At 62.1% G+C, this 25,105-nt stretch carries 22 protein-coding genes and 1 pseudogene; 8 read left to right on the plus strand and 15 right to left on the minus strand.

Features of this window, described 5'->3' with window-relative positions; all coding sequences use genetic code 11:
• Positions 1–113: 113 nt before the first annotated feature.
• From KHO31_RS26425 to KHO31_RS26440, 4 genes and pseudogenes are all read right to left on the minus strand, one after another.
• Positions 114–2,390: an ATP-dependent DNA helicase gene (locus KHO31_RS26425; protein WP_201072705.1), complete on the minus strand. Its 2,277-nt coding sequence runs from the start codon at positions 2,388–2,390 to the stop codon at positions 114–116.
• Entirely contained in the window at positions 2,387–4,252 is a 1,866-nt protein-coding gene (locus KHO31_RS26430; RefSeq protein ID WP_211624470.1) for a VRR-NUC domain-containing protein, read from the minus strand. Before KHO31_RS26430 ends, KHO31_RS26425 begins: the two co-directional genes overlap by 4 nt.
• 158 nt (positions 4,253–4,410) lie before the next feature.
• Positions 4,411–4,827, minus strand: a pseudogene (locus tag KHO31_RS26435) (alpha/beta hydrolase family protein); the annotation flags it as partial.
• Positions 4,828–5,254: 427 nt separating this feature from the next.
• On the minus strand, positions 5,255–6,376 hold the full coding sequence (locus KHO31_RS26440; protein WP_201072703.1) for a sensor histidine kinase: 1,122 nt from the start codon (positions 6,374–6,376) through the stop codon (positions 5,255–5,257).
• Between the two features lie 129 nt (positions 6,377–6,505).
• Between KHO31_RS26440 and KHO31_RS26445 the strand changes: the two genes are divergently transcribed.
• Positions 6,506–6,886: a response regulator gene (locus KHO31_RS26445; protein WP_211624472.1), complete on the plus strand. Its 381-nt coding sequence runs from the start codon at positions 6,506–6,508 to the stop codon at positions 6,884–6,886.
• A 320-nt stretch (positions 6,887–7,206) separates the two neighbouring features.
• Here the strand turns inward: KHO31_RS26445 and KHO31_RS26450 are convergent, their stop codons facing one another.
• Entirely contained in the window at positions 7,207–7,647 is a 441-nt protein-coding gene (locus tag KHO31_RS26450) for a nuclear transport factor 2 family protein (protein WP_211624474.1), read from the minus strand.
• A 127-nt stretch (positions 7,648–7,774) separates the two neighbouring features.
• Between KHO31_RS26450 and KHO31_RS26455 the strand changes: the two genes are divergently transcribed.
• Positions 7,775–8,485 (plus strand): ArsR/SmtB family transcription factor, encoded by a 711-nt coding sequence (locus KHO31_RS26455; protein ID WP_201072700.1) that lies wholly within the window; start codon positions 7,775–7,777, stop codon positions 8,483–8,485.
• 297 nt (positions 8,486–8,782) lie between these two features.
• A complete protein-coding gene (locus KHO31_RS39465) occupies positions 8,783–9,415 on the plus strand; it encodes a hypothetical protein (protein WP_236071481.1) in 633 nt (210 codons plus the stop codon).
• A gap of 114 nt (positions 9,416–9,529) precedes the next feature.
• On the opposite strand, the gene KHO31_RS26465 is transcribed toward KHO31_RS39465, so the two are convergent.
• From KHO31_RS26465 to KHO31_RS26495, 7 genes are all read right to left on the minus strand, one after another.
• Complete coding sequence (locus KHO31_RS26465; protein WP_201122420.1) at positions 9,530–10,126, minus strand: LutC/YkgG family protein; 597 nt, start codon at positions 10,124–10,126, stop codon at positions 9,530–9,532.
• Positions 10,113–11,504, minus strand: coding sequence for a lactate utilization protein B (locus KHO31_RS26470; protein ID WP_201138857.1), 1,392 nt, complete (start codon positions 11,502–11,504; stop codon positions 10,113–10,115). The genes KHO31_RS26465 and KHO31_RS26470 overlap by 14 nt, the downstream gene beginning before the upstream one ends.
• Positions 11,501–12,244 (minus strand): (Fe-S)-binding protein, encoded by a 744-nt coding sequence (locus KHO31_RS26475; RefSeq protein ID WP_201072696.1) that lies wholly within the window; start codon positions 12,242–12,244, stop codon positions 11,501–11,503. Before KHO31_RS26475 ends, KHO31_RS26470 begins: the two co-directional genes overlap by 4 nt.
• A gap of 305 nt (positions 12,245–12,549) precedes the next feature.
• Entirely contained in the window at positions 12,550–13,296 is a 747-nt protein-coding gene (locus KHO31_RS26480) for a FadR/GntR family transcriptional regulator (protein ID WP_201072694.1), read from the minus strand.
• 134 nt (positions 13,297–13,430) lie between these two features.
• Positions 13,431–15,227 (minus strand): S10 family peptidase, encoded by a 1,797-nt coding sequence (locus KHO31_RS26485; protein ID WP_201072692.1) that lies wholly within the window; start codon positions 15,225–15,227, stop codon positions 13,431–13,433.
• Positions 15,228–15,460: 233 nt separating this feature from the next.
• Positions 15,461–16,639: a pyridoxal phosphate-dependent aminotransferase gene (locus KHO31_RS26490; RefSeq protein WP_211624476.1), complete on the minus strand. Its 1,179-nt coding sequence runs from the start codon at positions 16,637–16,639 to the stop codon at positions 15,461–15,463.
• 140 nt (positions 16,640–16,779) lie between these two features.
• Complete coding sequence (locus tag KHO31_RS26495) at positions 16,780–18,252, minus strand: RNA polymerase factor sigma-54 (RefSeq protein ID WP_201138860.1); 1,473 nt, start codon at positions 18,250–18,252, stop codon at positions 16,780–16,782.
• A 414-nt stretch (positions 18,253–18,666) separates the two neighbouring features.
• Here KHO31_RS26495 and KHO31_RS26500 point away from each other — a divergent pair, with 414 nt between their 5' ends.
• Positions 18,667–19,005: a BON domain-containing protein gene (locus KHO31_RS26500; RefSeq protein ID WP_201072686.1), complete on the plus strand. Its 339-nt coding sequence runs from the start codon at positions 18,667–18,669 to the stop codon at positions 19,003–19,005.
• A gap of 99 nt (positions 19,006–19,104) precedes the next feature.
• Here the strand turns inward: KHO31_RS26500 and KHO31_RS26505 are convergent, their stop codons facing one another.
• The 3 genes from KHO31_RS26505 to KHO31_RS26515 all read right to left on the minus strand — a co-directional run bounded on the left by KHO31_RS26505 (position 19,105) and on the right by KHO31_RS26515 (position 20,687).
• The gene (locus KHO31_RS26505; protein ID WP_201072684.1) at positions 19,105–19,686 is read right to left on the minus strand and encodes a hypothetical protein; all 582 of its coding nucleotides are present in this window, start codon (positions 19,684–19,686) and stop codon (positions 19,105–19,107) included.
• Positions 19,687–19,782: 96 nt separating this feature from the next.
• Entirely contained in the window at positions 19,783–20,127 is a 345-nt protein-coding gene (locus KHO31_RS26510; RefSeq protein WP_211624478.1) for a DUF1488 family protein, read from the minus strand.
• Entirely contained in the window at positions 20,124–20,687 is a 564-nt protein-coding gene (locus tag KHO31_RS26515) for a DUF4142 domain-containing protein (protein ID WP_201072680.1), read from the minus strand. The genes KHO31_RS26510 and KHO31_RS26515 overlap by 4 nt, the downstream gene beginning before the upstream one ends.
• 326 nt (positions 20,688–21,013) lie before the next feature.
• Between KHO31_RS26515 and KHO31_RS26520 the strand changes: the two genes are divergently transcribed.
• The 4 genes from KHO31_RS26520 to KHO31_RS26535 all read left to right on the plus strand — a co-directional run bounded on the left by KHO31_RS26520 (position 21,014) and on the right by KHO31_RS26535 (position 25,083).
• A complete protein-coding gene (locus KHO31_RS26520) occupies positions 21,014–22,252 on the plus strand; it encodes a DNA topoisomerase IB (RefSeq protein WP_201122425.1) in 1,239 nt (412 codons plus the stop codon).
• Between the two features lie 25 nt (positions 22,253–22,277).
• A complete protein-coding gene (locus KHO31_RS26525; RefSeq protein WP_201072676.1) occupies positions 22,278–22,634 on the plus strand; it encodes a hypothetical protein in 357 nt (118 codons plus the stop codon).
• A gap of 448 nt (positions 22,635–23,082) precedes the next feature.
• Entirely contained in the window at positions 23,083–23,610 is a 528-nt protein-coding gene (locus KHO31_RS26530) for a PRC-barrel domain-containing protein (RefSeq protein WP_201072674.1), read from the plus strand.
• Positions 23,611–23,763: 153 nt separating this feature from the next.
• Entirely contained in the window at positions 23,764–25,083 is a 1,320-nt protein-coding gene (locus KHO31_RS26535; RefSeq protein ID WP_201072672.1) for a cation:proton antiporter, read from the plus strand.
• The last annotated feature ends 22 nt before the right edge of the window (positions 25,084–25,105 follow it).

A 25,105-nucleotide genomic window follows, 5' to 3' on the forward strand; every position in this document is an offset into this window, starting at 1 on the left:
GTGGGTTGGAATCGTTGTGCCGTGCCGCCACTTTGCCGGGCCGCCGTAGGCAGGTCGATTACGTGGGAGGTAAAGAGATCGGCTTGCGAGCCGTCGATCAGCCGCCTGGTGCCCTATTGCACCTGCCACCAGCGCGGCAACAAGCGCTGCACTTCCGGCCGCCGGTAGCGGTCGTCGATCAGATGCACCACACCCTGATCCTGCTCCGTGCGAATGACGCGGCCGGCGGCCTGCACGACCTTCTGCAAGCCCGGATACAGATACATGTAGTCGTAGCCGTTGCCGAACTTCGCGTCCATCGTGCGGCGCATCTGCTCGTTGACGTCGTTCATCTGCGGCAGGCCGAGCGTCGCGATGAAAGCGCCGATCAACTGCTGACCGACCAGATCGACCCCCTCGGAGAACGCGCCGCCCAATACCGCGAAGCCCACGCCCTGGTTCATGGTGCGAAAACGCGCGAGGAACGCGTCGCGCGCCGCCTCGTCCATGCCCGGTTCCTGCGCCCATACCGGCAGTCCGGGATGACGCTCGCGCATCAACGCCACCACCTGCTGCAGATACTCGAAGCTGCTCAGGAAGCCGAGATAATTGCCCGGCTGCGCCGCGTACTGCTTGGCGATCAGATCCGCGATCGGCACGAGTGAACGCTCGCGGTCACGCCAGCGCGTCGAAACATTGGCGGCCACGCGTACCTGCAATTGCTCGGCGCGGAACGGCCCTTCGACGTCGAGCCAGGTCGTTTGCTCCGGCAGACCCAGCGTGTCGCGATAGAAATGGTGTGGATTGAGCGTGCCGGAGAACATTACCGTGGTGCGCGCAGCGGCGTAACGCCCCGCGAGGAACGGTGCCGGGATCACGTTGCGCACGCACAGCGTGGCGCTCGTTTTGTCGCGCGGCGCGTAGCGATCCGCGGTGAGCGTGATGTCGAAAATCGAATGCTCGCCGAACTGCTCCGCCAGCGCGACGAAATGCATGGCGTCGAAAAAAAAGCGCAGCGACGCTTCGTCGATCGAAAGCGGTGCTTCGGCGAGTTGGTCCGTCACTGCGCCGATCAGATTCTGTGCGGCCGAAAGCAGTTTGCCTGGGACGTCGGCGTAGACCTGATACGTGTCGGTCTGTACGCGCTTCACGGCATTCCACTCGCGTTGAAGCCGATCAAGCGGCTTCTTCAACGTCGCGGGCGCGGTTTTGCGCGCGAGCCGGAACGCTGCCTGATCGAGCGACGCGCTGTACATGCGCCGTGCGCGGTCGAGCAGGTTGTGCGCCTCGTCGACCAGCACGCCGACGCGCCACTGATTGATCTGCGTGAGCGCGTACAACATCGCGCTGCTGTCGTAGTAGTAGTTGTAATCTCCGACCACCACGTCCGACCAGCGCGCCAGTTCCTGCGCGAGATAGTACGGGCAGACGTCGTTCTCGAGCGCCGCTTCGCGCACCGACGCCCGGTCGAGCCTCTGGCCAGTCAACGCCGCGCTGCGGGCCGCGTCGAGCCGGTCGTAGAAGCCGCGCGCGAGCGGACAGGACTCGCCGTTGCAGGCCTTGTCGGGATGCTCACAAGCCTTGTCGCGCGCGACCAGTTCCAGGGTTCTCAGCGGCAAGCGCGCTAAGGACGGCTCGGCGCTGTGATGGAGCGTTTCGATCGCATCGAGGGCGAGCGCGCGGCCCGGCGTCTTCGCGGTGAGGAAGAACACGCGCTCGATCTGATCCGACGCACACGCCTTCAGCAGCGGAAAGATGGTCGCCAGTGTCTTGCCGATGCCGGTAGGCGCCTGCGCCATCAACGGCTTGCCGTCACGCGCCGCGCGATACACCGACACCGCCAGCTCGCGCTGACCACTGCGGAACTGACCATGCGGAAACTGCAAGGCGCTGAGCGCGGCATTGCGCGCGGCGCGATGGGCCTCTTCCTGCACCGCCCAATCGAGGAAGCGCTCGCATTGCTCGACGAAAAAAATCTCCAGCTCACGCGCGGTGTGCTGTTCAGTCAGCAACGTTTCCTTCTGACTACCGATATCGAAGTACACCAGCGCGACCGTCAATTCGGCGAGCCCGCGGGTCCTGCACAACAGATGACCGTACACCAGCGCCTGCGCCCAATGCAGCGCGCGGTGATTGGCGGGCATCCGTTCGAGCGCGCCGCGATGGGTCTTGACCTCTTCCAGCCGGTTCGACGCCGGGTCGTAACCGTCCGCGCGGCCACGTACGGTCAGACCGCGATGCGTGCCGGTCAGCGTGATCTCGGTTTCATAGCGGCTCGCGCGCCGCCCGGCGACTGTCACGTGGCCCGCCATGCCTTCCAGCGAAGTGGGCGCGGGCGTGAAGCGCAGATCCAGATCGCCGCGCCGCGCGGTGAATTCGCACATCGCCCGCACGGCGACCAAGTAGGTCACGTGGGAGCCTCATTGGTGATGGCTACTTTTGTTGTCACTGTGGTGACATCCGCGTTGGCCTCTTTCGGTGCCGCTACCTTGACTTCTGTCATTGCCCCATTCGTGTCCCCTGCCGTTCCCTCCAGCGTGACTTCGGACATGGGGGCACCTTCATCGGCCCATCGTACGTCGAGCACACGCACCGGCATGCCGTGCTGCGCGCAGTATGCGAGCCAGCGGATCTGGTTGTCCTGCAAGCGGTCGCCGGGGCCCTTTACTTCGATCAACTCATAACGGCGCTCGGCCGGCCAGAAACGGATCAGGTCCGGCAGGCCCGAACGGTTGCCGCGGATGTCGCGCAGCAGACGCTCGAACCATAGTTTCAGATGCGCGGCAGGTAGGCAATCGAGGGCCAACACGACCAGTTCCGACGTCAGCAAGCCCCAGAATACAAATGGCGATTGCAGACCTGCCTTGCTTTGCAAATGACGCAGAATCGTTTCTCGATAGGCATCGCTGTCGAGTTGTGCGAGACACGCGGAGAATTGTTCGGCGCGGCGCGCGTGAAAATCCGGCGCATGCAGATCGGCCGGCCCGCGCTGGAAAGGATGGAAAAACGCGCCAGGCAGCGCCGCGAACACCGGCTCCCAGCACAGCAAACCGAACAGCGAGTTGATCAGCGCGTTTTCGACGTAGTGAACCGGCGCTGAGTCGCAAGTCAAATGATCGCGTGTGACGTATTCGACCGATTGCGACTCGTCAGGCCTCGGCAGCACCAGTGTGCTGCGCTCGACCGGCCGTGCAGCAGGCACGCGCGCCACCCGCTCGCCACGCTTGCGCTGCAAACGAGGCAGCATGCGTGCGACGCGCTGCGCCTCCTCTTCGCTTTCAGGCGTGGCAGCGGCTTGCGAAGCGAGGGCGAAGGCTTCGTCGAATCGTTCGCTGCGTTCCAGCACGCGTAAGCGCCGATGGCGCGCGCCGGGCCACGCACAACGCTCATAGACGGCCAGTGCAGCGGGCCAGTTCTGCTGACGCTCGCAATGCTGGCCGATACGAAACAGTAGTTTCGCGCGACGTGTTTCGAGCCAGGCGTTCGAGGTTTCGATCGCGGCGATCGCGGCGACGATCTCGTCGACCGCCTCGGCTTCAGACTCTCCTGCGGGCAGCCATTCGAGCGCTTCGCGGCACGCATGCAACGCAAGGTAGACGTCGACATCCACGCGTTGCTGGAATGCGCGCGACGATGGCGCGAATGCAACCTTCTCGTACTGGAACACGCCGAGATCGGCAAGCACGAACTCCGACCAGTCCTGTTGCAGATTGCCGAAGAACATCAGGCGCAGACGGTCGCACAGGGGCGCGATGGCCACGTGGAAGACGCGATCGGTGGTCTGGCTGTGCCATGTGGACAACGGCTGCGCAGGGGTGCCTGGCTCCTCGTCTTCGCCTTCGTAAAACGGCCGCAGCGTTTCCAGCAGATCGGGTTTGCGCAAGCCTTTCGCGCCAGGAGTCAAGGCGATGGCGTCCGCAAAGATCAGCAGCAACTCGGGACGCGTGGTGAGCGCGAACAGATCGTCGAGCGTCAGGCCAGGTTCAGTGTCGACCCAACCGAGCACCGCCAGGGGCGCAACGGCCCGTAAAGGGCAACCGATCTCGTCATAAGAAAGACGGCTGGCGCGGAACAGCGTGCCCTTGCGCATCAGCATGCGAACCAGCAACGCGCGCGACGGCTGCGGCAAAACGGCGAAGTCGCGCAGGAAGCTGTGTTCCTGCGCGTCCAGCAGATCGTCATAACGCTCGGCGAGCCACGCCAGCGCACGCTCGAAGTTCAGCAGGTAATAGGGGGCATCAGAGCGGAGGTCTGACGGAGCATCTGTCGCCACGGGGATTTCGCGAAACCTGTATGTTTATACAGTGATGATATCAAAGTCCGTGGAGGGGGTGCCCGGCAACCTGCAAAACTATCTCGTGCCACGCACGGAACGCAGCAACATTGGATGGGCCGTTGCTAATCAGGCACCCATTGGCGACGCAGACCCGATCACTTTCTCGCAACTCCGCCGAGATACTCCGCAAGGAACGCGTCCATCGCTTCATAGAACTCGAGCTCGTTTTCTTCGTTTTGAAAACCGTGCCCTTCGTTTTCCTTGAGAATGTATTTCACATCGACACCGCGCGCCCGCAAAGCGGCGACCATCTGATCGCTCTCGGCCTGTTTGACTCTCGGATCGTTGGCACCTTGTGCGACAAGGAGCGGTGTCACGATCCGGTCCGCGAAAAACAGCGGCGACGCATCGTGCAGTGTCCGCTTGCCCTCTTCGGTCTGCGGGTTGCCGATCATCTCGTACATCATGTCGCGCATCGGCTCCCAATACGGAGGCATCGATTCGAGCAAAGTGAAGAGGTTCGATGCGCCGACATAGTCAACGGCAGCCGCGTATCGAATTTGAGCACGAGAGGCGCTGTCATGCGCGCCAGAAAGTCCCTTGTGATGGCTTACCGGACGTGTGGCCGCGACAGGCCGGGATCACCTCTTCGACTGTGCGGCATCGCATGGTGATTGAACGTTCGTCCTCCTCGTCAGCAGGTAGTAGATCGATAATCGACACGGAGCTGGCGTCCGCAGGTCGGAATAATGTCGCGATTGAATGACACTTCGTGGGCTAACAGAGGACTTAGGGGAAGGACTGCACCGACCCGAAACAGCCACAGGCGTACTGAAAAAGCGGACCGTTGCTAAACGACCAGTTGCTGTCGGCGGGGCGAACGAGAAGGATGACACGCGAAGATTTTGCCGCATACTCGTGAACGGCAATTGCCCCTGCACTTACGAGCGCTCACGCAAAAGCACGCCGACGGCCGTCGGTGGATATATATCGCGGACGCTATTGACGACGTGGCAGGCGCACAGCGAACACGGTTTCCGCCTCGTCGGACCGCGCCTCGATCTCGCCCCCATGGGCCTTGGCAATCTCGCGCGCGATATACAGTCCGAGCCCGAGGTTGCCGTCTGCGTTATATGAACCTTCCTGATTCAGGCCACGCTGGAGCGGGTCAAAGATCCGGGCCAGAGTCATTCGCTCGATGGCGGGCCCGTGGTTCCTGACCTCGAAACGAACGTCCCGCGCCTCGCCGGTCATCACCACTCGCACCGGCGCGTCTGGCGCTCCGTACTTGATCGCATTCAAGACCAGATTTTCAAGCAACTGCTGCAGACGGCGGCCGTCCCAAACACCCCGACAGTCACCTGCCACGTCCAGATCAACTCGACGGTCTGGATGCGCTGCCCGCAACAGGTCGAGTTCGTCGGAGAGCAGTTTCTCCAGGTCGGTATCAGTCGGCGCGATATTGACACCCAAACCCAGCCTGGTTCGATTGAAATCAAGCATATCGTTCAGAAGGGCCTGCATGCGAGCGCCGCTTCTGATCAAACGGGATGCGGCTACGGATACCTGCTCCCCAGCGTTCAGCGCCGCCAGATATTGGGCCGTCATCAGGATGGTCTGGAGTGGGCTGCGCATATCGTGCCCGAGCATGCCAAGCAAGAGGTTGCGAGCCTGGTCGACTTGCGCGCTGAAATACCCGACCGATTCGGCAAGTGCCTGGTCGATGGCCTCGTTGAACCGGATGACATCATCTGGATCTGGGGCCTCGGGCTGACATTCGTCCATCCAGAGCCGCAGGACGCTGGCCCGCAGGGCGCGGTACTCGGCAGCCAACTGGTTGATGTCGAACCCGCCTCGCGCCCGCAGAAGGGCGTGCGTTTGCGCAGCTGTCTCCGGCGCTCCGATCAGTACGGGGGCTCGTCCCATCGACTTTTCGGCTTGCGCCTCCCTGGACTGGGCCGTCGACAGATCCTTCGCTACGGCTTGCAGAATCTGTTGCGCATGGTCTCGCAGAGCGAGCGATTTCATGTTTGCGGCTGCCGGCAACAGGGTGCCGGCAAACGCCTCCCATTGCACCACAATCGTTTCCATGTCGCGCAGGATGAAGTCAGCCAATCGCATGTGCGCCCTCGAGGAAGGGAAAAAAGTCCATATGGCGCATTCGCCGAATTTGTATTGCGCGCAAATAGCTGCTTCGATTCTATCGGGTCCCTAAATTGCGTGATATAGGGGGCAACCTATAGGAACCCAATGTCCACTGCCAAAGCGGAGCGCTTACTCATCGCGGACGACGACCCGGATTTGGTCGAGGCGTACGTGCTGTTCTTCGAGACTTACGGTTACGCCATCCAAACGGCTGCAGACGGCATAGGCGCGCTCGCCGCGTACTCCGCCTGGCATCCTGACGTGGTGATGCTTGATATCCAGATGCCCCGTATGGATGGTCGGGCAGTGGCGAGAGAAATCCGGCGCATGAGCGTCATCCCCTGGCCGTTGCTGCTGGCGGTAACCGCACTGGGCGCGCCCTCCGAACGGGACGAATCGCTCAAGGCCGGCTTCGATCACCATTTTGTAAAACCGGCCCAACTGCCGGTCATTCTGGCTGCAATAGCGTCCCACGCAACCATTTGAGACGGGAACGTCTTGTGGGAGATCGAAGGCGGCGTTGAGCGACTGCTTTCCGGACCGCATCCGACCGACCGTTCTTGGCCGCCGAACCCGGTCCGACGTTGAACCGACGGCGTGGGCCGCCGTTGGTCGGTCCGCGTCCGGCAGAAGTCGCCCCCAGGAGACATCGGCCGCGGCAACAAGCGGCCAGTCAGTCTGCGTCGTTAATAGTTCAACCTCGGTTCGGCTAGAGCGACATTGACGATCGACGTGTCAAGGACAACGACGATGTAGCTGATGCTGGTTGCCGCCAGCACACGCGCGATCTGCGATGCTGCCGTTTATCACCGAGCATCGCTCGCACGGGAATTCAAAGCTGGGGCCAGTTTCATGAATCCAACCCATCCCCAATAAACGCGGTGATGGCGAATGAGACCATGCTCGATATCCATCACCTCGACGAGGTCGACCTGATCACCATCTGGCGTTTCGCGCGGATACTCCCACGTCAATTGCCGGCCATTGGAAAAGAACGTGCCCGTCCGGTACCAATGGCCGAGTCCGCAGCCTGCATCCCGCAGGCCAGCAGCGAAAAATGAGGCGATGGAGATTTTTCCCTTGAGGACACCATGATCGTGATTCTTCAGGACGGCAAGAATGAGCGGAGTTTCAAGAATCGCGTCATCGGCGTAGAGAGCCGTCAACCCTTCGAGATCTCGCTGCACGACACAAGCGTGCCATTGTTCGTAGATGTGTCGAATTTCGATATCGGTATTTGCGCACATGATCAGTCCCTCGATTAAAGATGACTGGTCACAGTCTATGGCTGGATCGACGCCTGATGCTTCGACCGGTGTCGAAACATGCCGAGCTTTCCGATGCTATCGTGATGGCGTGCCTGGAGATCGACACATGGATATTCAACCGACTGTGGCATCCGCCGCCCGCCTGATTGCGGACCCGACGCGAGCAGCAATGCTCATGGCGCTCACGGACGGACGCGCCCGCCCTGCTGGTGAACTGGCGTTCGCGGCTCGGGTATCAGCGCAGACCGCCAGTTCGCACCTTGGCAAACTCCTCGCCGGAGGCCTGCTAGTCGTCGAACCGGAAGGGCGGCATCGCTACTACCGGCTGGCCGGCGCTCACGTCGCTTCGGCGCTTGAACATCTTGCGACCATCGGGCCAGTCGACCCTGTACGGTGCAAGCCGCTCAGCCGCGAAGCGCAATATCTCCAGTTCGCACGTTGTTGCTACGACCACCTGGCCGGGCGTGTGGGCGTCGCCGTCGCGCAGGCCCTGCAAGCGCGCGGCTATATCGTCGCTGCAGCGGATAAGCAGTTCGATGTGACGGCGGCCGGCATCGCGTGGTTTAACAGCATGGGGCTGGATGTGGCCGCACTCAAACCAACGCGGCGAGGCGTGGCTCGCCAGTGCCTGGACTGGACCGAGCGGCAACATCATCTCGCCGGTCCCCTCGGCGTCCAGTTCACAGCGCTGCTGTGCGCGAAAGGATGGTTGCGACGGCACACCGGATCACGCGCCGTGCAGGTCACACCGCGGGGATGGGCTGGCCTCAAGGAGCAGCTCGGTATAGATGCAGATGAGGCTTCACTCCTTCCCTGATCGTCACGACGTCTCATGCACACGTCTCAAGAGCCGTCGTCGAGTGGGGCGCGAGCTGTTCGAGCACATGACTTCCTCTGCGCATCGCGTCGACAATCACCAGTATGAGAGGCACGCGCGTCCAGTGTGGCGAAACATACCTCCTGCACTGACAGGAAAAATATCGCACTAACGCCTAAACTGGTCTATGAGGCCAACCAGTGCGCCCTGATTCTATCCCGCTGCTGCAGCGAGCCCTGATCCAGGTCCTGCGGACACGGACACCGTGTCGTGCCGGACGAGGCGCGGAGATACGAGGTGAGTATCGTGAAAAGGCGTGACTTGTGCCGGCTACTGCTCGTGCTGGCGGCGCTGTGCATCAGCGCCGCAGCCACCGCGGGCAGAGGCGGCGGCGGCTGGTACCACGGAGGCGGCGGCTATGGTGGTGGCTACGGGGGCGGCTATGGCGGTGTCAACCACGGCAGCAGCTCGAGCGGCAGCAGCAGCGGCAGCAGCAGCTGGAGCAGCGGCTACCATGGTGGATATTACGGCGGCGGCTCGTACCACGGTGGCTATTACCACGGTGGCTACTACGGGTGGTACCACGGTGGCTATTACCGCGGCGGCTACTACGGTTGCTGCGGATCCGTGAGCGTCGGTTTTTACTTCGGTCCGGGCTTCATCTACGGTTATCCGTTCTATCCGTACTACTACCCCCCCTACTACACCAGCGTCTACTACCCGTACGTGTCCGGCGACCCGTCGCAACCTACGCAGTACATCGAGCAGGGGCCGGCACAGCCCGGCGGCGCGGACATGTATGACCAGGGCGGCGGCGCACCACAACTCGCCTTCTGGTACCACTGCGACAACCCGCAGGGCTACTACCCATTCGTACGGACATGTCCCAGCGGCTGGCAGAAGATACCAGCGCGGCCGCCCGACAGTTGAATGACAGGTGAGTGATGCTCGAATGCCGCATGGGTGGCGGCAGGTCGCCCTACTATCCGGCGCAAAGCGTCTCCGCACGATGCGGCGATTTGCTCCCAGACGCCAAGGCACCCGCTAGATTCCTTGCGGACTGCCTACCCATGCCACCGTCAACGACCTTACCCCCTGCGCACCCCGAATCAGCACGCCTTCGATATCCGCCGTGGCCGAGGGGCCGGTGACCAGCGCCGCATAGCGTGCATCGCGGAAGTCGTCGCGACGGTACACGTCCTGCAAGCCGTCGAGCAATTGCGCCGGATCGAGCAGCACCACCAGATGCTGCACGATGTACCCCAGCGAATTGACCACATACTCACGTTCGCTGAACCACACTGAGCCCGTTTCAGCCACGCCGAAGCGCGCTCGCACCACACCCACATCGATATCCTGCAACGAAGCGGGTTCGGTGTCGGCCGTGATGACGCGTGTGCCCGGCACTTCGGGCGTCGCCGACGCCACCGACGCCGCATCGCCGAACCGTTCACGGATCAGCGCAAGCACGTCACCCGCAGCCGGCACCTCGACGCACGTGCCACCCATCGCCTGCAATGCCGTCATGAAGCGCGCCCGCAAATCCCCGCCCGCCGAAGTGAACAACGGCACATCAGGCCGTGGCCGCGCCGGCGGCTGCGCCTCACGCACCTTCGCCAGAAAAGCTTCACGCGTTGCCATCGCCACCTCCACGATTCTTCTTGTACCAGGCGTGGAAGGTCAGCTTCGGCGCCTCGGGCAACTCACGCTGCCGCCCCCAGATATTGAGCGGGTTATACAGCACGAAATTCGGCAGCCGCCGCAGCGCGCCGCCCATCGATGACACCGTCGCCCGATACAGCGTCGGGCTCGCGAGTAGGCGCCCCGCCATTTTCAACACTTCCTGCTTCACGAACGGAACCTCGTGACGCTCGGCGATCACCGTGCGCCATTTGTAGATCTGCTCGTGAATATTGATCTTCACCGGACACACATTCGTGCAACTGCCGTTGAGCGTCGACGCGAACGGCAATGCACTGTAGCGCTTCAGATCGAAGGTCGGATTGATGATCGCGCCGATCGGCCCCGAATACGTGCCGCCATACGACAGGCCGCCACTGCGCCGGTACACAGGACAGGTGTTCATACAGGCGCCGCAACGGATGCATTTGAGCGAATACCAGAAGTCCTCCATCGCAAGCCGCTCCGAGCGACCATGATCGACGAGGATGAAATGCATCTCGGTACCCGGACGCGGCGCGCGAAAATGCGAGGTGTATTGCGTAATCGGCGAACCGAGCGCACTGCGTGACAGCATGCGGATGAACACGCCGAGGTCCGACACCTTCGGAATCAGCTTCTCGATACCGATCGACGCGATATGCAACGGCGGCACATTCGCCGACAGGTCGGCATTGCCTTCGTTCGTACACACCACGACCGTGCCCGTCTCCGCCACTGCGAAATTACAACCGGTCATGCCGGCCGTTTTCTCGCGCACGAAGTACGGCCGCGTGTTCATTCGCTGGCTTTCCGCGAGGTAGTGAATATCGCTGTTCTCTGGATCGGTGCCGATGGTTCGGCCGAACAGTTCAGCCACGTCGCCACGCAGTTTATGGACCGCGGGCACCACCATATGGCTCGGGTCCTGATGATCGAGCTGCTGGATGCGCTCACCGAGGTCGGTCTCCATCACCGTGATGCCGCGCGGCTCCAGATACTCGCGCATCTTGCATTCGTCGGTGAGCATCGACTTGCTTTTGACGAGTGTGGTCATGCCACGCTCGGACATGATCTTGTGGACCAGCGCGTTATGCTCTTCAGCCGTCGCGGCCCAATGCACCATGACGCCATTGGCTTCAGCCGCAGCGGCGAACTGTTCGAGGTAGTCGGACAGATGCGACAGCGTGTGCTCCTTGATGCCCGATGCCAGTTCGCGCAGCGTCTCCCATTCCGGGATGCCGTGCGCCTGCGCATCGCGCTTCTCGCGCAAATCCCATAGACGTTTGTCGTGAAACGCGACGTGCTCCGTCTTCCTGATGAAAGCGCCCGCGGCTTTCGCGTGATCGATCCGGCTCATGCGCGTGCTCCGTTAAGGACCTGCGCGATATGGATGAAGCGTGCGTCGGCTTTCATTCGTTCTGCGCAGCCTTGCTGGTGCATCAGGCACGACATATCGCCCGATACGATGTATTGCGCACCCGCGTTGAGATGATCGCGGACCTTATCCTGCCCCATGCGCACCGACACCGGTTCTTCGGTCACCGAGAAGGTACCGCCGAAACCGCAGCATTCATCGGGTCGCGACGGTTTGACGAATTCGATGCCTTTAACGCCTTCGAGCAAAGTGCGTGGCTTCGAAAACGGCGACCCTGCAATCTCCGAAACCGACGCTTCCTTCAGATGCCGCAACGCACTGCAACTGTTATGCAGGCCGACCCGATGAGGAAATTCGGCCCATGGAAATTCGCGCGCGCCAACCACGTCATGCAGAAATTCGACGAGTTCGTAGGCATTGGCGCGGACCTTCCTGACTTCATCGGTCTGTTCGAGCGCGATCAAATGCTCGCGCACGTGGTGGATGCAACTTGCCGACGGCCCGACGATGTAGTCGTAGCCGGCGAAGTTGCGCGCAAACACGCGTTCGGCGCCGGCTGCTTCGACCTGCGCACCGCTGTTGGCCATCGGCTGGCCGCAGCAGGTTTGCTCCTGCGGATAGTCGACCTCGATGCCAAAGCGTTCAAGCAATTCGAGCGTGGCGATTCCGACTTCGGGATAGAACGCGTCGATGAAGCACGGGATAAACAGGGCGACTTTCATAAGCTCATTGAAAAGAAGAAGCGGCAGCCGGTGATTCACCTACCCTACGACGAAAAGATGGCGGCGGGGGCTTTTCCTGCTGACGCCATGCTCGCGGTCGAATCAGTAAGACTGGTCATGTTGGTCTTACCACGAAATATAAGGAAGTCGCCGGGTGCTGTCAACCGGGAGAACGTTGGTGAAGCAGGCTGCGCAGACCTCAGCGCGGCAATGGGCGCACGTGACCCGCCGCCCGCGCGTGGGCGCAAGCGGTGGTCAGGAAACCAGCGAATCAGGAAGTCGGAGGGCGGCCGGAGACCAGCAACTCAGGAAATCGCGCTTGGCGAAGGTTTCGCCGCGTCTTCCTTGTACATTTCGCGCACATAGGTCAGATGACGCTCGGCGGCCTTGCGCGCCTTTTGCGCATCGCGCGCGATGACCGCGTCGTAGATGGCCTGATGCTGGCTCATCAGCTGTTTTTCCATCGCGTCGTCGTAGTCGATCAGGCGATGGTACTGGCGCATGCCTTCGCGAATCAGCGTATGGATACCGTGCATCACGTGAGCGAGCGCGATGTTATGCGTGGAGTCGGCGATGGCGAGGTGAAACGCGGCATCCAGTTCCGCGAGGTTCACGCGATCTTGCGACTGGGAACCGGCCTTCAATGCTTCGAATGCCTCGGTGATCTTCTGCAGATCCGCCGCCGTGGCGCGCTCCGCAGCGTACACCGTCGAAATCGATTCGAGACCCTGGCGCAGTTCGAGAATATCGGCACTGGTGCGCGGATTCTGCAGCAACAGTTCGGCGAGCGGCTTGGAGATGATCGGCGCGGTAACGTCGACGACCGTGAAGCCGCCCCGCCCCGACGTTTCGATATAACCGTCCGCTTCCAGCCTGATCAGCGCTTCCCGCAACGACGGCCGCGACACACCGAGCTGCGTGGCCAGATCGCGTTCGGCCGGCAACCGGTCGCCAGGCATCAGCGAGCCGTCCGAGATCAGTTGCTTGATCTGGTCGGACACCACGTCGGAAAGTCGTTTGCGCGTGAAGGACTGGATCGGAAGAAATGGCATGGGCAGCGCGGGTGAAGCCTAGGTTGGTGAAGCCTGGTTGGCGAAGCCGTGGACAACGGCATGGACGCACCTTCGAACGAGCGCGCCACAGTGGAGGAATTATACCGGTCGACGACTTGCCGCTCCTCGCAATACTAGCCCGCGCCCGCCGCATAGAAGCTCGCCAGATCCCGCTTGAGCGTATGCAACGCGGCATCGTCGAGATAGATCATGTGCCCGGTCGGGTAGTAGGTGATGCGCACGTTGGCGCGCAGCGGCGCGTCGACACCCAGATGCGCGAGCGCGTACTCGGTCGCATAGAACGGCGTGGCGAGGTCGAAATAGCCGTTCAGCGACATCACGCGCAGTTGCGGATTCTGGCGCATCGCTTCGGCGAGATCGCCCGCCGCATAAGGCTGGGTCAAGTGTTCGCCCCACCACTCACGGTGTTTCCAGTCCCACTGTTTCAAGGCATCGTCGTTGAAGACGCGATAGCGGTCGGCAGGCGTGAAATGCAGGTCCTGCGCAAGATGCTGATGAAGCGCAGCGTCGAAAGCGCTCGACACGCTGCTCACCGATGCATCGAAATCGGGACGCTCGGACACGCCGTCATACTCGAGCCCTTCGAAACGCGCATCGAAACGGCCGACGCTGCGCGACCGATCACGCAACAATTGCTCGCGAAAGCGCGATGGATAGAGACGCAGACGGCTGCGTTTCACGTAATCGACATCGAGCCCGGTGAACTGCGCGACGCGTGCTGCAATCTCGTCGCGCTGCGCATCAGGCAACGCGTCGCCCTGCGCGAGCGCCTGCGCGTAGGGCCCCCGTGCGAAGGCGCGGGCCTCGTCGAGAAAGGCCGGCAGACTGGCTGGCTTCGGCACAATCTTGTCGTGGTACCACGCGATGGCCGCGAAGCTCGGCAAGTAGCTTTCGCTCTGGAAATCGAAGCCGGGTGAAGAGGCCGCAGAATCGAGCACCGACGACATCAGGATCACGCCGTTGAGCGCGATATTGTTTTGGCCCAGCTGATACGCGAGCATCGCGGCGCGCGCGGTGCCGTACGATTCGCCGAGCAGGTACTTCGGCGAATTCCAGCGCTGGTTCACCGTCAGATAGCGGTCGATGAATTGCGAGAACGCGTCGAGGTCCTGATCGACGCCCCAGAATTCTTTCCCCGTGCCATGCCCGACGACCCGCGACAAGCCCGCGCCCACGGCATCGATAAACACCAGATCGGTGGTGTCGAGCAGGCTATCGGGGTTGTCGTCCAGCACATACGGCGCGGGCGGCGTGATCGCGGGACTCGCCGTACGCACCCGCTTCGGCCCGAACGAGCCGATCATCAGGAACACACTGCCCGAGCCCGGTCCGCCGTTGAACAGGAACGTGATAGGGCGTGTCGACGGCGCTTTGGTGGCGACCGTGTAGGCGACATAGAAGACGCTCGCATTGGCCTGCCCCGTTTTGTCACGTAGCAGCAGGTTGCCGGCGGTCGCCGTGTAGTCGATCTTGCGGCCGCCGAGCCGTATCGAATGCTGGGTCACCGCGGCGCTTTCCGGCGGCACGGGGATCGCCGTGGTCTCGGGTTTGGCCGTGTGCTGCGGGTTATCCTGAGGATCGTTCTGGCTGGCGGCGGCAACCCGTGGCGGACGGCCGGTACGTGCTGGATTAGCGCTCGGCTCCTTGACGGGCTGGCCGTTCGTAGCGGCAGCCTGGCCCGCAGTCTCCGCCTGAGCGTTGGGCATACTGGGCACGCCCACGGAGCTGGCTGGCGACGTGGCTGTTTCGGTGCTGGCAGTTGCAGCCGATGAGTCGTCCGGTTCGGCGGCCGCGCACATTTGACTGAACGCGGCGAGGACGGCGAGAACCAGCGCCATCGCCACGAGCGCGGCCGCCACGGATCCTGCCACCAGTGATCGGCGCAACGAGAGATAGAAGCGAAGGGCCATGTGGTTTCCGGCTGCGAGTCGATAAGCGTCGATGTCGCGGTTGTCCAGATTAAGACGAACCAGGCGAACGATTCTTGACGCAAGCATAAAAGACGTCAATCGAAAACTGGCTGCAACGCACACTGCTCTCACAACGCATCATTTCATTGAGTTAAACGAAAACAAACTGAAAGCCAGCGTTCATCCAGGACTGATCTGGAGAAACCACGTCAAAACCAGAACGCCCGAAGCGGCTAAGCGGTTTTCAATCCACCGACGAACGCGGCAATCCGCTCGCAGGCGTCGATCAGGCTTGCTTCGTCGACCACGAAACCCAGTCGAACGAAACCATTCGCCGTTTCCCCAAACGCGCTGGCGTCGAGCAGCGACACCCCCTGTGCGCGAAACAGTTGCCAGGTGAAATCGACCGTGTCGAGGCCCGTGCCGCTGACGTCGACCATCATGAACATGCCGGCCTCGGGTAGCAGGCAACGCAAACCCGCCACGCGATGCAAGCGCTCGAACACGACATCTCGACGGCGCCGGTAAATCTCGCGCATCTCGGCGACGATCGGCGCCTTGTTCTGCAAGGCTGTCAATGCGGCCTGCTGGATGAAGCCGGGCAAGCCATAGAGCATGGCCAGCGCGAGCCGCCCCATATGCTCGATCAGCGTGGCCGGACCGATCGCCCAGCCCACACGCCAGCCTGCCATTGCATGCGATTTCGACAGACTCCCGAGCGTCACCGTACGCTCCGCCATGCCGGGGAACGCAGCAATGCTCACATGCTCCCGCTCGAAGGTGAGATCCGCATAGACCTCGTCCGATAGCACCCACAGATCGTGCTCGCGGGCGAGTCGCGCGATGCGCTCGAGGTCGGCACGCGGCATCACCACGCCAGTCGGATTGCAGGGTGTGGCGAAGAAAATGGCCTGGGTGCGCGGTGTGATGGCCGCTTCGAGTGCGTCGCAGTCGAGGTGGAACGCCCGCGCGGGATCGACCGGCACCGGCACGAGCGTGGCGCCCGCGGCGCGCACACAGGCCTCGTACGTCAGATACATTGGCTCGGGGACGATCACTTCGTCGCCGGCCTCCAGCAGGCACAACGATGCGGCGAACACACCGTTCTGCGCACCCGCCGTCAGGATCACGTTGGCCGCGCTCGCGGCGCAACCGGTGGTGCGAGCGTGTTCTTCCGCGATCGCCGCACGCAGCGGCTCACGTCCGGACACGGCGCTGTAGTGCGTATCGCCCTCGCGCAACGCCGCGATTGCACGCTCGACGATCGGAGCAGGTGTGGCGAAGTCGGGGTCGCCAACGCTCAGCACGATCACGTCTTCGCCATTGGCAAGCGCCTGTTGAGCGACACGATGGATTTCCCACGCTGACGTGCGTCTGCCTTGCAAACGCTCGACCAGATTCGAATACTTCATTGACGCACCCCGTTTCGACTTGAGCCGCCAATGTAATGGGGCGCGCACGAAACGTCCAGATACGAAAAAAGAGTCACGCGAGCACTCAGTCTCACGTGACCGTTCAAAGAAGCCCGCGCTTTTACGACGGCGTAGTACGCCTATACCTGGCGGCGCAGTTCCGCCGGCGGCACTTTCATCAGATGGCGATATTTCGCCACGGTGCGCCGCGCCACCAGCACGCCCTGATCCGCAAGCATCCTGGCGAGCGTCACATCCGTCAGTGGATCGCGCGTGTTCTCTGCGGCGATCATTTCCTTGAGCAGTGCGCGCACTGCGGCGGCCGAACAGGTGCCACCGCTTTCGGTGCCGAGTTCACGCGGGAAGAAGTGCTTGAACTCGAAAATACCGCGCGGCGTGGCCATATATTTGTTGCCGGTCGCACGCGAGATGGTGGACTCATGCAGACCGAGTTCTTCGGCCACATCGCGCAGCACCATCGGCTTGAGCGCGATTTCCCCGTACTGGAAGAAGGCCTTCTGATGCGCGACGATGCATTCGGCCACGCGTTGAATCGTATCGAAACGTTGCTGCGCATTGCGGATCAGCCAGCGTGCCTCCTGCAATTGCTGCGCGAGCGGCGAGCGGCTTGCACCAGCGGATTGCGCGAACAGCTCGGCGTACATGCGATGAACGCGAGCGCGCGGCTGCACCGCCGGATTGATCGACACCACCCATTTGTTGCGCGCCTGGCGCACGATCACGTCCGGCACGACATAGTTGTCTTCAGTGCGGCCGTAGGTGTTGCCCGGCTTCGGGTCGAGCTTGCGCACCAGCGCGCAGGCCACCCGCAGTTCCTCGGCGCTGCAGCCGATCTGCTTTTGCAGTTCAGCCTGTTCGCGGCGCGCGAGGCGTTCGAGATGATGATCGACGACCTGGAGCGCGACGTCGCGTCCCGGCGTATCCGCGGGTAACGCGTTCAATTGCAGCGACAGACATTCGGACAGCGAGCGCGCGCCGAGACCGGGACGATCGAGCGATTGCACGAGGCGCAGCGCCACCAGCAAGTCTTCTTCGGTCAGTTCAGGTTGGAGTTCGACGCTATCCGCAAGGTCAGACAGCTCCTGGCGCAGATAGCCGTCGTCGTCGAGCGCCTCGATGATGAAACGGGCCACCGCGCGGTCGCGGTCTTCAAGTCGATAGAGGCGTAGCGCGTCGTGCAACTGTTCGCGCAAGGTGGGTTGGGAACGCGCCCATTCGGCGGGATCGCTACTCCCGGAGTCGCCGTTCTGGCGCGCCGAACCGCGGCTGCTGTAGTCGCCTGAAAAGTCGCCGGGGATGTCGTCCTGCCCCGCGCTCTCCATGGTGTCGCTGCCGCTGGGTAAGGATTCAGGTTCGGCCGCGGCGACCGTGTCCGTGGCCGGCATCGCGCCGGCGTCATCGCCGGAAGTTGCAGTGGCGAGCGCGACATCTTCCGTGTCTGTCGAGTCGTACTCGAGGAACGGATTGGTGTCGAGCGCGGTGCGCAACTCCTGCTGGAACTCCAGAGACGACAACTGCAACAGACGCACCGATTGCTGCAAACGCGGCGTGAGTGCAAGAGACTGCCTTGTGCGTAGTTCAATGGAAGGCATTGTAGTGAGGTCCCGTTAGTCGCTGAGAAATGCTACGTGGCCTCATTAGAGCAACTGTCATACCAGTTCGCCCAACACACTGTTTTTTCTAAGTTTTGCCGCCGCTTTACCTTCTCAGGCCCGCCAATTGCGCAGCAGGCGAGTGCCATTTTTACAAGAGCCCGGCAATTTCCGGTCGTGCGCCTTGCGGTCCGGCGGACAGCGCGCCGGACGTAGCCTGCCCCCTATTCCTCAGCCTAAATGCATGCGCCGTAACGGCTTTTCCCGCCATCGGGGCACCCGTGTGGCGTGCCGGGCATACGCCTTGCGAATGAGCACTATGTGGACAGACGCGGGTCTTTGCACCCGAATTGATCGCACGAATTGATCGCAAATACCAGACCGCATTTTTCATCAACATTCGAAGGAGAAACCATGAAGACAATCCAACTTTTGAAGACCGCAGGCAGCATCGCTTGTGTCGCATTCGCACTGAACGCTACGGCGCAGACCAGCGCTTCGGCCCCGTCGGCCGCATCCGAAACCATCGGCCAGCATGTCGACGACGGCACCATCACCACCAAGGCCAAGGCCGAACTGCTCAGCGCGAAGAACGTCAAGTCGACCCACATCCACGTGAAAACCCTCAAGGGCGTAGTGTGGCTCACGGGTTCGGTACCGTCGGCTGACGACAAGGCCGCAGCTGGAGAGGTCGTGAAAGGCGTCGATGGCGTCTCGAGCGTAAAGAACCATCTGAAGGTCGTAGCGGAATAAGAGCGGGCGATCCCTCCGCCGGCATGCAAAACGGCCCGACTTTGGTCGGGCCGTTTTGTTGTTTACCGCGTCTACGCTCAAACGAAATCGTTTAGCGCCTCAAGCATGCCTCTCGCTGAATTCGTTGAGTGGCTCGGGTGTTCTGAGTGGATCGAAGTCGGCCCAGCGCCCTTGCTGCCAGCGCCCACTCGCTCGCTCGATCGCCGTGCCCCCTGCTTCGCGCAATACACGAGCAGCGTCGAGCTGGTTGTCGGGCGACACATGCACGGCCACCAGCACGCCGGAATCGCGCAATTCCTGATGAAACGGGAAATGATGGCCGCCTTTGGCTGCTTCGTGGGTGCGCGACATCGCCCCGGCCAACGAGCCAACGTAAGCACCGACGCCCGCCGCAATCAGCGACACGAGTATGGGCGCCGAGAATGCCGCGAATATCGCAACGCCGACTACTGCGCCCACCACCGCGCCAATCGTGACGCCCATACCGGCCCCCTTCGGCGCATCCCGCGCGCCCGGATCGGTATGGGTATCGCCACCGATCGGATAACGCGCGTGCTGGCCGCGCGGATTGACAAAGAACAGCGTGACATCTTCTTCGACGAAACCCGCGTTGAAGAGCTTTTGCGCCGCATCTTCAGCGGCTGGGAAGGTTGTAAACCGTGCAGCGACGATGAGTGACATGAGGCCTCCTTGCATCGTTGATTCGCGTTTTGCGGACCGTGCCACCGTACAACGCTGCGCCTAAAAATACGCACAGGCGGTAGACACGCGCCCGGACTACGCGGCGGTGCCGCGATCGGGCTCCATGCCTTCCACTCTGAACAGTCCACTATGCAACACTACGCCATCCCCCCCGTTCTGGTCGAGTGCTTCCGCGCAAACTGAACGGATACGGTTGCGCCCCTTATTGAAAGCGGCCATCAGCGTGGCTTCGAGCGCGGAATCGGCGCCGAAATGATCTTCCAGCGCTTCAGCGGTGATCGCGCACACCACCGCTTCGCCATCGACGCGCGCCATGAAGCGCACGGTCAGATTCGCGCCGTCGAAGGCCGGTTTGTCGTCGGGAAACGTGATGTGCATAAGGGAATCCTCATAGGCCGGCCGTGGCAGGGTCGCGTTCATGACGAACCCTTCATTGAACCGGCAAGTTGCTGCGCCATGGCGAGGTGATGCTTGATGGTCGGCAACGCGTGCGCGGCCGCCGCCTTCAGTTGCGAGTCGGTGCCGCTCTGGCTCTCCTGCTGGAACAGGTCGACGGCTCGTTGATGCGCTTCCACCCCGATCTGCTCCACGTAAGCCTGATCGAATTCGCGGCCCTTCAGCGTCTGCAGTTTGCCGACCAGCGCTGCATCGGCGGACGGCGCTGTGGCGAACCCCTTCTTCGCGACGAGTGCCGCCATTGCGTGCGAGAGTTTCGTATGGTCAGCGATCATTTGCTGCGCGAATTTTTTGACGTGCGGATCGCTCGAATTCTTGAGCGCGATTTTGCTTGCCGCGATTTCGGTGGCGTCGGATTGTGAGGCATCCTGCACGAACTGCTGGTCTGCCGGCGAGAGCCTCGTGCCGCTCATCGGCGCATCGCTCGCGGGAGCATCACTGGCTTGCGCGTACACCGCGCCGATCGGCGCTGCGCCCAGCCCCAGCGCAACCGTCATCACTTGTAGGGAATACCGGAATTTCATGCATTTCTCCCTGGTCGACATATATCCACTGACGTCTGCTAAACGACGAGGTCCAGCCAGCGCGTTAGTGCGCGTTAGGCAGCCTGCCCTTTGGTTATGTCCTTCAGTCAGCAAAAGGCGTGCCTATGAGTCTGGCTCTTCATCAGGTTCAGTGTGCTGCTCATGGCGCGCTCCCTGGTCTATCGAGCAACTAGAAGCGAGTGTTCGCAATGACAGCTCCGCTCGCGCGCACCTCCGAGCACGACACCAGCGGTCGGCATCGCCTTTGCTTGCAGTCAGTCATCGGCGCAAAGCGCGCCCTATGCTTGAAACTTCTACCTACAACAATGGCTGCCACGACCAACTCTCCACACCGTACAGAGCGCGCTGAGCGCAAGGAACGCGCTAACGACAGCACCACGCAACAAGCCGTTCCCGCTGTCATGCCGCCGGGCCTGCGCCATGCCGACGACAGCAAACCCGGCTACACCCGCCGGCGCGCAAAAGACGGCTTCGTGTACGTCGACCAGAGCGGCAAGTGCATCGAGGAGGAAGAGGAAATCAGACGCATCAACGCGCTTGCCATTCCGCCCGCGTACGAAGACGTCTGGATCTGTCCCGACCCGCGTGGCCACATCCAGGCAACCGGCCGCGACGCGCGAGGCCGCAAACAATACCGGTATCACCCAAGCTGGCGCGAAACCCGCGACGCCGACAAATACGAACGCATGGCTGAGTTCGGGCGCGCGCTGCCAAAGATCCGGGCGCGCGTCGCACGCGACCTGAAACTGCCGGGCATGCCATGCGACAAGGTCATCGCCGCGATCGTGCAGTTGCTCGATACGACGCTGATTCGCATCGGCAGTGCCGAATACGCGCGCGAGAACCAGTCGTACGGCTTGACGACGCTGCGCAAGAAGCATGTAAAGATCGAAGCTGGCCAGTTGCGCTTCAGATTCCGCGGCAAGAGCGGCATCGAGCACGACGTGACCGTGGACAATCCGCGCATCAAACGCATCGTGCGCCGCTGCGCCGAACTGCCGGGCCACGACCTGTTCCAGTATCTCGACGAAGACGGCACGCGCCGCACCGTAGGATCGGCTGATATCAACGACTACCTGCGCCGCGCGAGCAATGCCGACTTCACCGCGAAGGACTATCGAACGTGGGCCGGCAGCGTCTATGCATTGGCCGCGCTGCGGCGGCTGATGTGCAGCAGCGCGACCGAAGCGCGCCACCATGTCGTTGCGACCGTCAAGGAGGTGGCGGCCTTGTTGCGCAATACGCCCGCAGTTTGCCGGCGCTGCTACATCCACCCCGCGGTAATCAGCGCGTTTGAGGCGGATGAGTTGCACAGTTTGCCACCCGGCCAAGCGCGCCGAGGTCTGAGAGTGGATGAAGCGGCTTTTGCTGCTTTGCTCGCCCATGCGGAGAAACGCGCGGCGATGCTGGCACGCAAAGCCGGCGCCAAGGGCCGCACGGTGCGGGAAGCTGCGGTGACGGACAGCATCAATGGCTCGCTGACCAACCTGCTGAAAAAGTCACGCTCGGTGCGCAAAGAGGCGGCGGTAAAAAGCCAACACTAAGTAGTGAAATAGTGAGGCGAGAATCGTGTCTTCCACCAAGCATATGCTCGCGCGCTTTCGTAAGATCTACAAACCAACTTATTGGCTTGCACCTGAGGCTGCCGCCGTGGCGGGCGTACTCGCCGCCGCAGCGGCGGCGGCTGCCGCACCGCTGCTCGTATCAGCCGTGCTGCCGGTGGCCGCGTCACCGTTCATCACGCCGCTGCTGGCCAGTGCAGCACTGGCAGCGGAAGAAGTATCCGCGCTGCCGCCGCTATCGGACCGTTTGCAACCGGCGGCCACGCTCAGTAACACGATCGCGGCCACGATCAGCGCCCTCTTGCCGACGCTCTGTCTGGATAGTTGGTTCATCACACTCCTCCGTCATCAGTCGGCCAGGTGAAACCGCGCCGGCATCATGCAAGCGCAGACTCACCCGGCATCTTCGGCGTTAATGACCTTTGGTATCGCTGCTTGCATCCGCACCGGGTGTGGTAGTCGTATCGTTCATCGGCTTCCTGAACGGACGGATTTTGCCGGTTGCAGCATGAGACTGTCTGGCTCGTCGACAGCGTCCGCATTGCCGGTCCATTGCCCGGCCTTGTCGAGCGAAGTAGCCACGCTACTCGCGCTGTACCCCAGCCGTACAGCAAGGGCTATGCCGCGCGGCATGTTGCTCCGAGTTGTCGAAATAGTTTCAAACCGGCCAGCATCCTTTACGTGTCGTTTCCAGCGCGCCACCTGACTACGACACCGCATTGGGCCGACAGCAAGGCTGCAGCGACGCCGGAAATGGGAGGAACGCCGGTTGCTCAGTGCTCCCCACCTCAAACCGGTTTAGGAGAAACATCATGATCAACCAGACACAGACCCTGAGCGGCATGCGCCAGGGACAAGGCGCACGTATCGTCGGCAAGGGCAGCACGAGTGCCGACGGTCCCGGTCCGGACGTGATGGCGGCAGCCACGCTCGACGGCAACAAGGTGATCAGCAGCGATGGCGAGGATATCGGCAAGGTCAAGGACATCATGCTTGACGTCGGCTCCGGTCGCATTGCGTATGTGGTGCTGTCGAGCGGCGGCTTTCTCGGCATCGGCGACAAACTGCTGGCGATTCCATGGAGCGCATTGACCCTGGATACCCAACAGAAGTGCTTCCTCCTTGATATGACAGCCGAGCGCGTGAAAAACGCACCCGGCTTCGATAAGGATCACTGGCCGGCGATGGCTGACCAGACGTGGGCCACGTCCGTTCATCAGTACTACGGCAGCGAGCCGTACTGGGGGCGCGATACCTACAGTCGGCGCGACGATCTGGGGGTGGGTGACATTCCGGCCGGGTCGTCGGATGCGCCGGAAGCAGGCGGGGTGAAGCTGTAATTCGCACAGCGTTGCGGACAACGCCGGCTCGTTGCTTCTAGCTGCGTCTGCAGTGATGCGCCGGCGTACCGCTCACGCGGCATGTCGGCGCGTTTCGCTTTGAATCAACCGACTGCACACGCGTCGTTCGCATGCTGGCCCCACCGGATGCTCATGCACGAAACACTGTGGTTTCTCATCGTCGGCGCCGTGCTCGTCTTTATGGGCGTGGCAGCGACGACACTCCGGCGGCTACCCGTTAGCGCCGCCATGTTCTACCTCGCCATCGGGTACGCACTCGGGCCACCTGGCATGGACCTGTTGCGCCTCGATATCGTCGCCGATGCACGTCTGCTGCGAACCATCACCGAAATCGCGCTGCTGGTTTCGCTGTTCGCCATCGGCCTGCGTTTGCGACTCGGGGTACTGGAGAAACTCTGGACCGTACCACTGCGTCTCGGCTTCCTCGCCATGCTGGCGACCATTCCACTACTTATGCTGTTCGGCGTGCACGTATTGCATCTTGGCTGGGGGCCGTCCCTGCTCCTCGCAGCGATCCTCGCACCAACCGATCCGGTGCTGGCCCACGATGTCCAGGTCCACAATCCCGGCGATCACGACCTCCTGCGCTTCGCGCTCTCCGGCGAAGGCGGACTGAACGACGGCATCGCACTTCCCTTCGCCATGCTCGGTCTCGCGATATGCGCGGCGCCCGCTGCTCACGTCGGCGACCTGCTGAGTTTCTGGCTCGCCGGCAGCATCGTGTGGGGCGTGGTCGGCGCAATCGCAATCGGCGGCCTGCTCGGTTGGGTCACCACGAATGCGGTCGCCTGGTTGCGCACGCGCCACGCGCAAGCGCTCGGTCTCGAGGGATTCTTCGCCTTGGGGCTGATTGAACTCTCGTTCGGCGCCGCGCAGCTCGCGCACACGTATGGTTTCCTGGCAGTATTCGCCGCAGGCGTCGCAATGCGCCGCGTCGAGCATCGTGCGAGCGGCGGTGTTTCAGCTCGCAAAGCGATCGGCACGGTCGATTCCGAAGACGTCGAAGCGACCGCGGCGAACCCGAGCAAAGCGCACGCGTATATGACGGAATCGGTCATGGGCTTCACGATCGAACTCGAACGCATCGCCGAGGTGGCGGTCATGGCGATGGTCGGTAACGTGCTCGCCACGCTGCAAGTGCCCCTTTTCACGTGGCAGACGGTTGCGCTCACCGTTGCGCTGTTCGTGCTCGTGCGGCCGGTGTCGGTGGAGTTGTCGTTGCTGGGGTCGAACGCGACGCATGCGCAGCGGCGTTTGATGAGCTGGTTCGGCATCCGCGGCATCGGTTCGTTTTACTACCTCGTGTACGCGCTCGAACATGGCGCGGCGTCCGACGTCACGCCGTTGGTGCCACTGGCACTGGCGGTCGTCGCGGCATCGGTGGTGATTCATGGTGTCTCGGCTACGCCTCTGATGAACTGGTATCACGGTCTGCGCAGCAGCGAAAACTAGCGCTCATCTGCTAGATCGTAAT

The organism is Paraburkholderia domus (genome assembly GCF_905220705.1).
Taxonomy (GTDB): Bacteria; Pseudomonadota; Gammaproteobacteria; order Burkholderiales; family Burkholderiaceae; genus Paraburkholderia; species Paraburkholderia domus.

Coding starts and splice junctions, on each gene's coding strand:
- KHO31_RS26440 (WP_201072703.1), bottom strand. CDS start 6,376: ATGCGATTGGCTGACTTCATCCTGCGCGACATGGAAACGATTGTGGTG.
- KHO31_RS26445 (WP_211624472.1), top strand. CDS start 6,506: ATGTCCACTGCCAAAGCGGAGCGCTTACTCATCGCGGACGACGACCCG.
- KHO31_RS26450 (WP_211624474.1), bottom strand. CDS start 7,647: ATGTGCGCAAATACCGATATCGAAATTCGACACATCTACGAACAATGG.
- KHO31_RS26455 (WP_201072700.1), top strand. CDS start 7,775: ATGGATATTCAACCGACTGTGGCATCCGCCGCCCGCCTGATTGCGGAC.
- KHO31_RS26465 (WP_201122420.1), bottom strand. CDS start 10,126: ATGGCAACGCGTGAAGCTTTTCTGGCGAAGGTGCGTGAGGCGCAGCCG.
- KHO31_RS26470 (WP_201138857.1), bottom strand. CDS start 11,504: ATGAGCCGGATCGATCACGCGAAAGCCGCGGGCGCTTTCATCAGGAAG.
- KHO31_RS26475 (WP_201072696.1), bottom strand. CDS start 12,244: ATGAAAGTCGCCCTGTTTATCCCGTGCTTCATCGACGCGTTCTATCCC.
- KHO31_RS26480 (WP_201072694.1), bottom strand. CDS start 13,296: ATGCCATTTCTTCCGATCCAGTCCTTCACGCGCAAACGACTTTCCGAC.
- KHO31_RS26485 (WP_201072692.1), bottom strand. CDS start 15,227: ATGGCCCTTCGCTTCTATCTCTCGTTGCGCCGATCACTGGTGGCAGGA.
- KHO31_RS26490 (WP_211624476.1), bottom strand. CDS start 16,639: ATGAAGTATTCGAATCTGGTCGAGCGTTTGCAAGGCAGACGCACGTCA.
- KHO31_RS26495 (WP_201138860.1), bottom strand. CDS start 18,252: ATGCCTTCCATTGAACTACGCACAAGGCAGTCTCTTGCACTCACGCCG.
- KHO31_RS26500 (WP_201072686.1), top strand. CDS start 18,667: ATGAAGACAATCCAACTTTTGAAGACCGCAGGCAGCATCGCTTGTGTC.
- KHO31_RS26505 (WP_201072684.1), bottom strand. CDS start 19,686: ATGTCACTCATCGTCGCTGCACGGTTTACAACCTTCCCAGCCGCTGAA.
- KHO31_RS26510 (WP_211624478.1), bottom strand. CDS start 20,127: ATGAACGCGACCCTGCCACGGCCGGCCTATGAGGATTCCCTTATGCAC.
- KHO31_RS26515 (WP_201072680.1), bottom strand. CDS start 20,687: ATGAAATTCCGGTATTCCCTACAAGTGATGACGGTTGCGCTGGGGCTG.
- KHO31_RS26520 (WP_201122425.1), top strand. CDS start 21,014: ATGGCTGCCACGACCAACTCTCCACACCGTACAGAGCGCGCTGAGCGC.
- KHO31_RS26530 (WP_201072674.1), top strand. CDS start 23,083: ATGATCAACCAGACACAGACCCTGAGCGGCATGCGCCAGGGACAAGGC.
- KHO31_RS26535 (WP_201072672.1), top strand. CDS start 23,764: ATGCACGAAACACTGTGGTTTCTCATCGTCGGCGCCGTGCTCGTCTTT.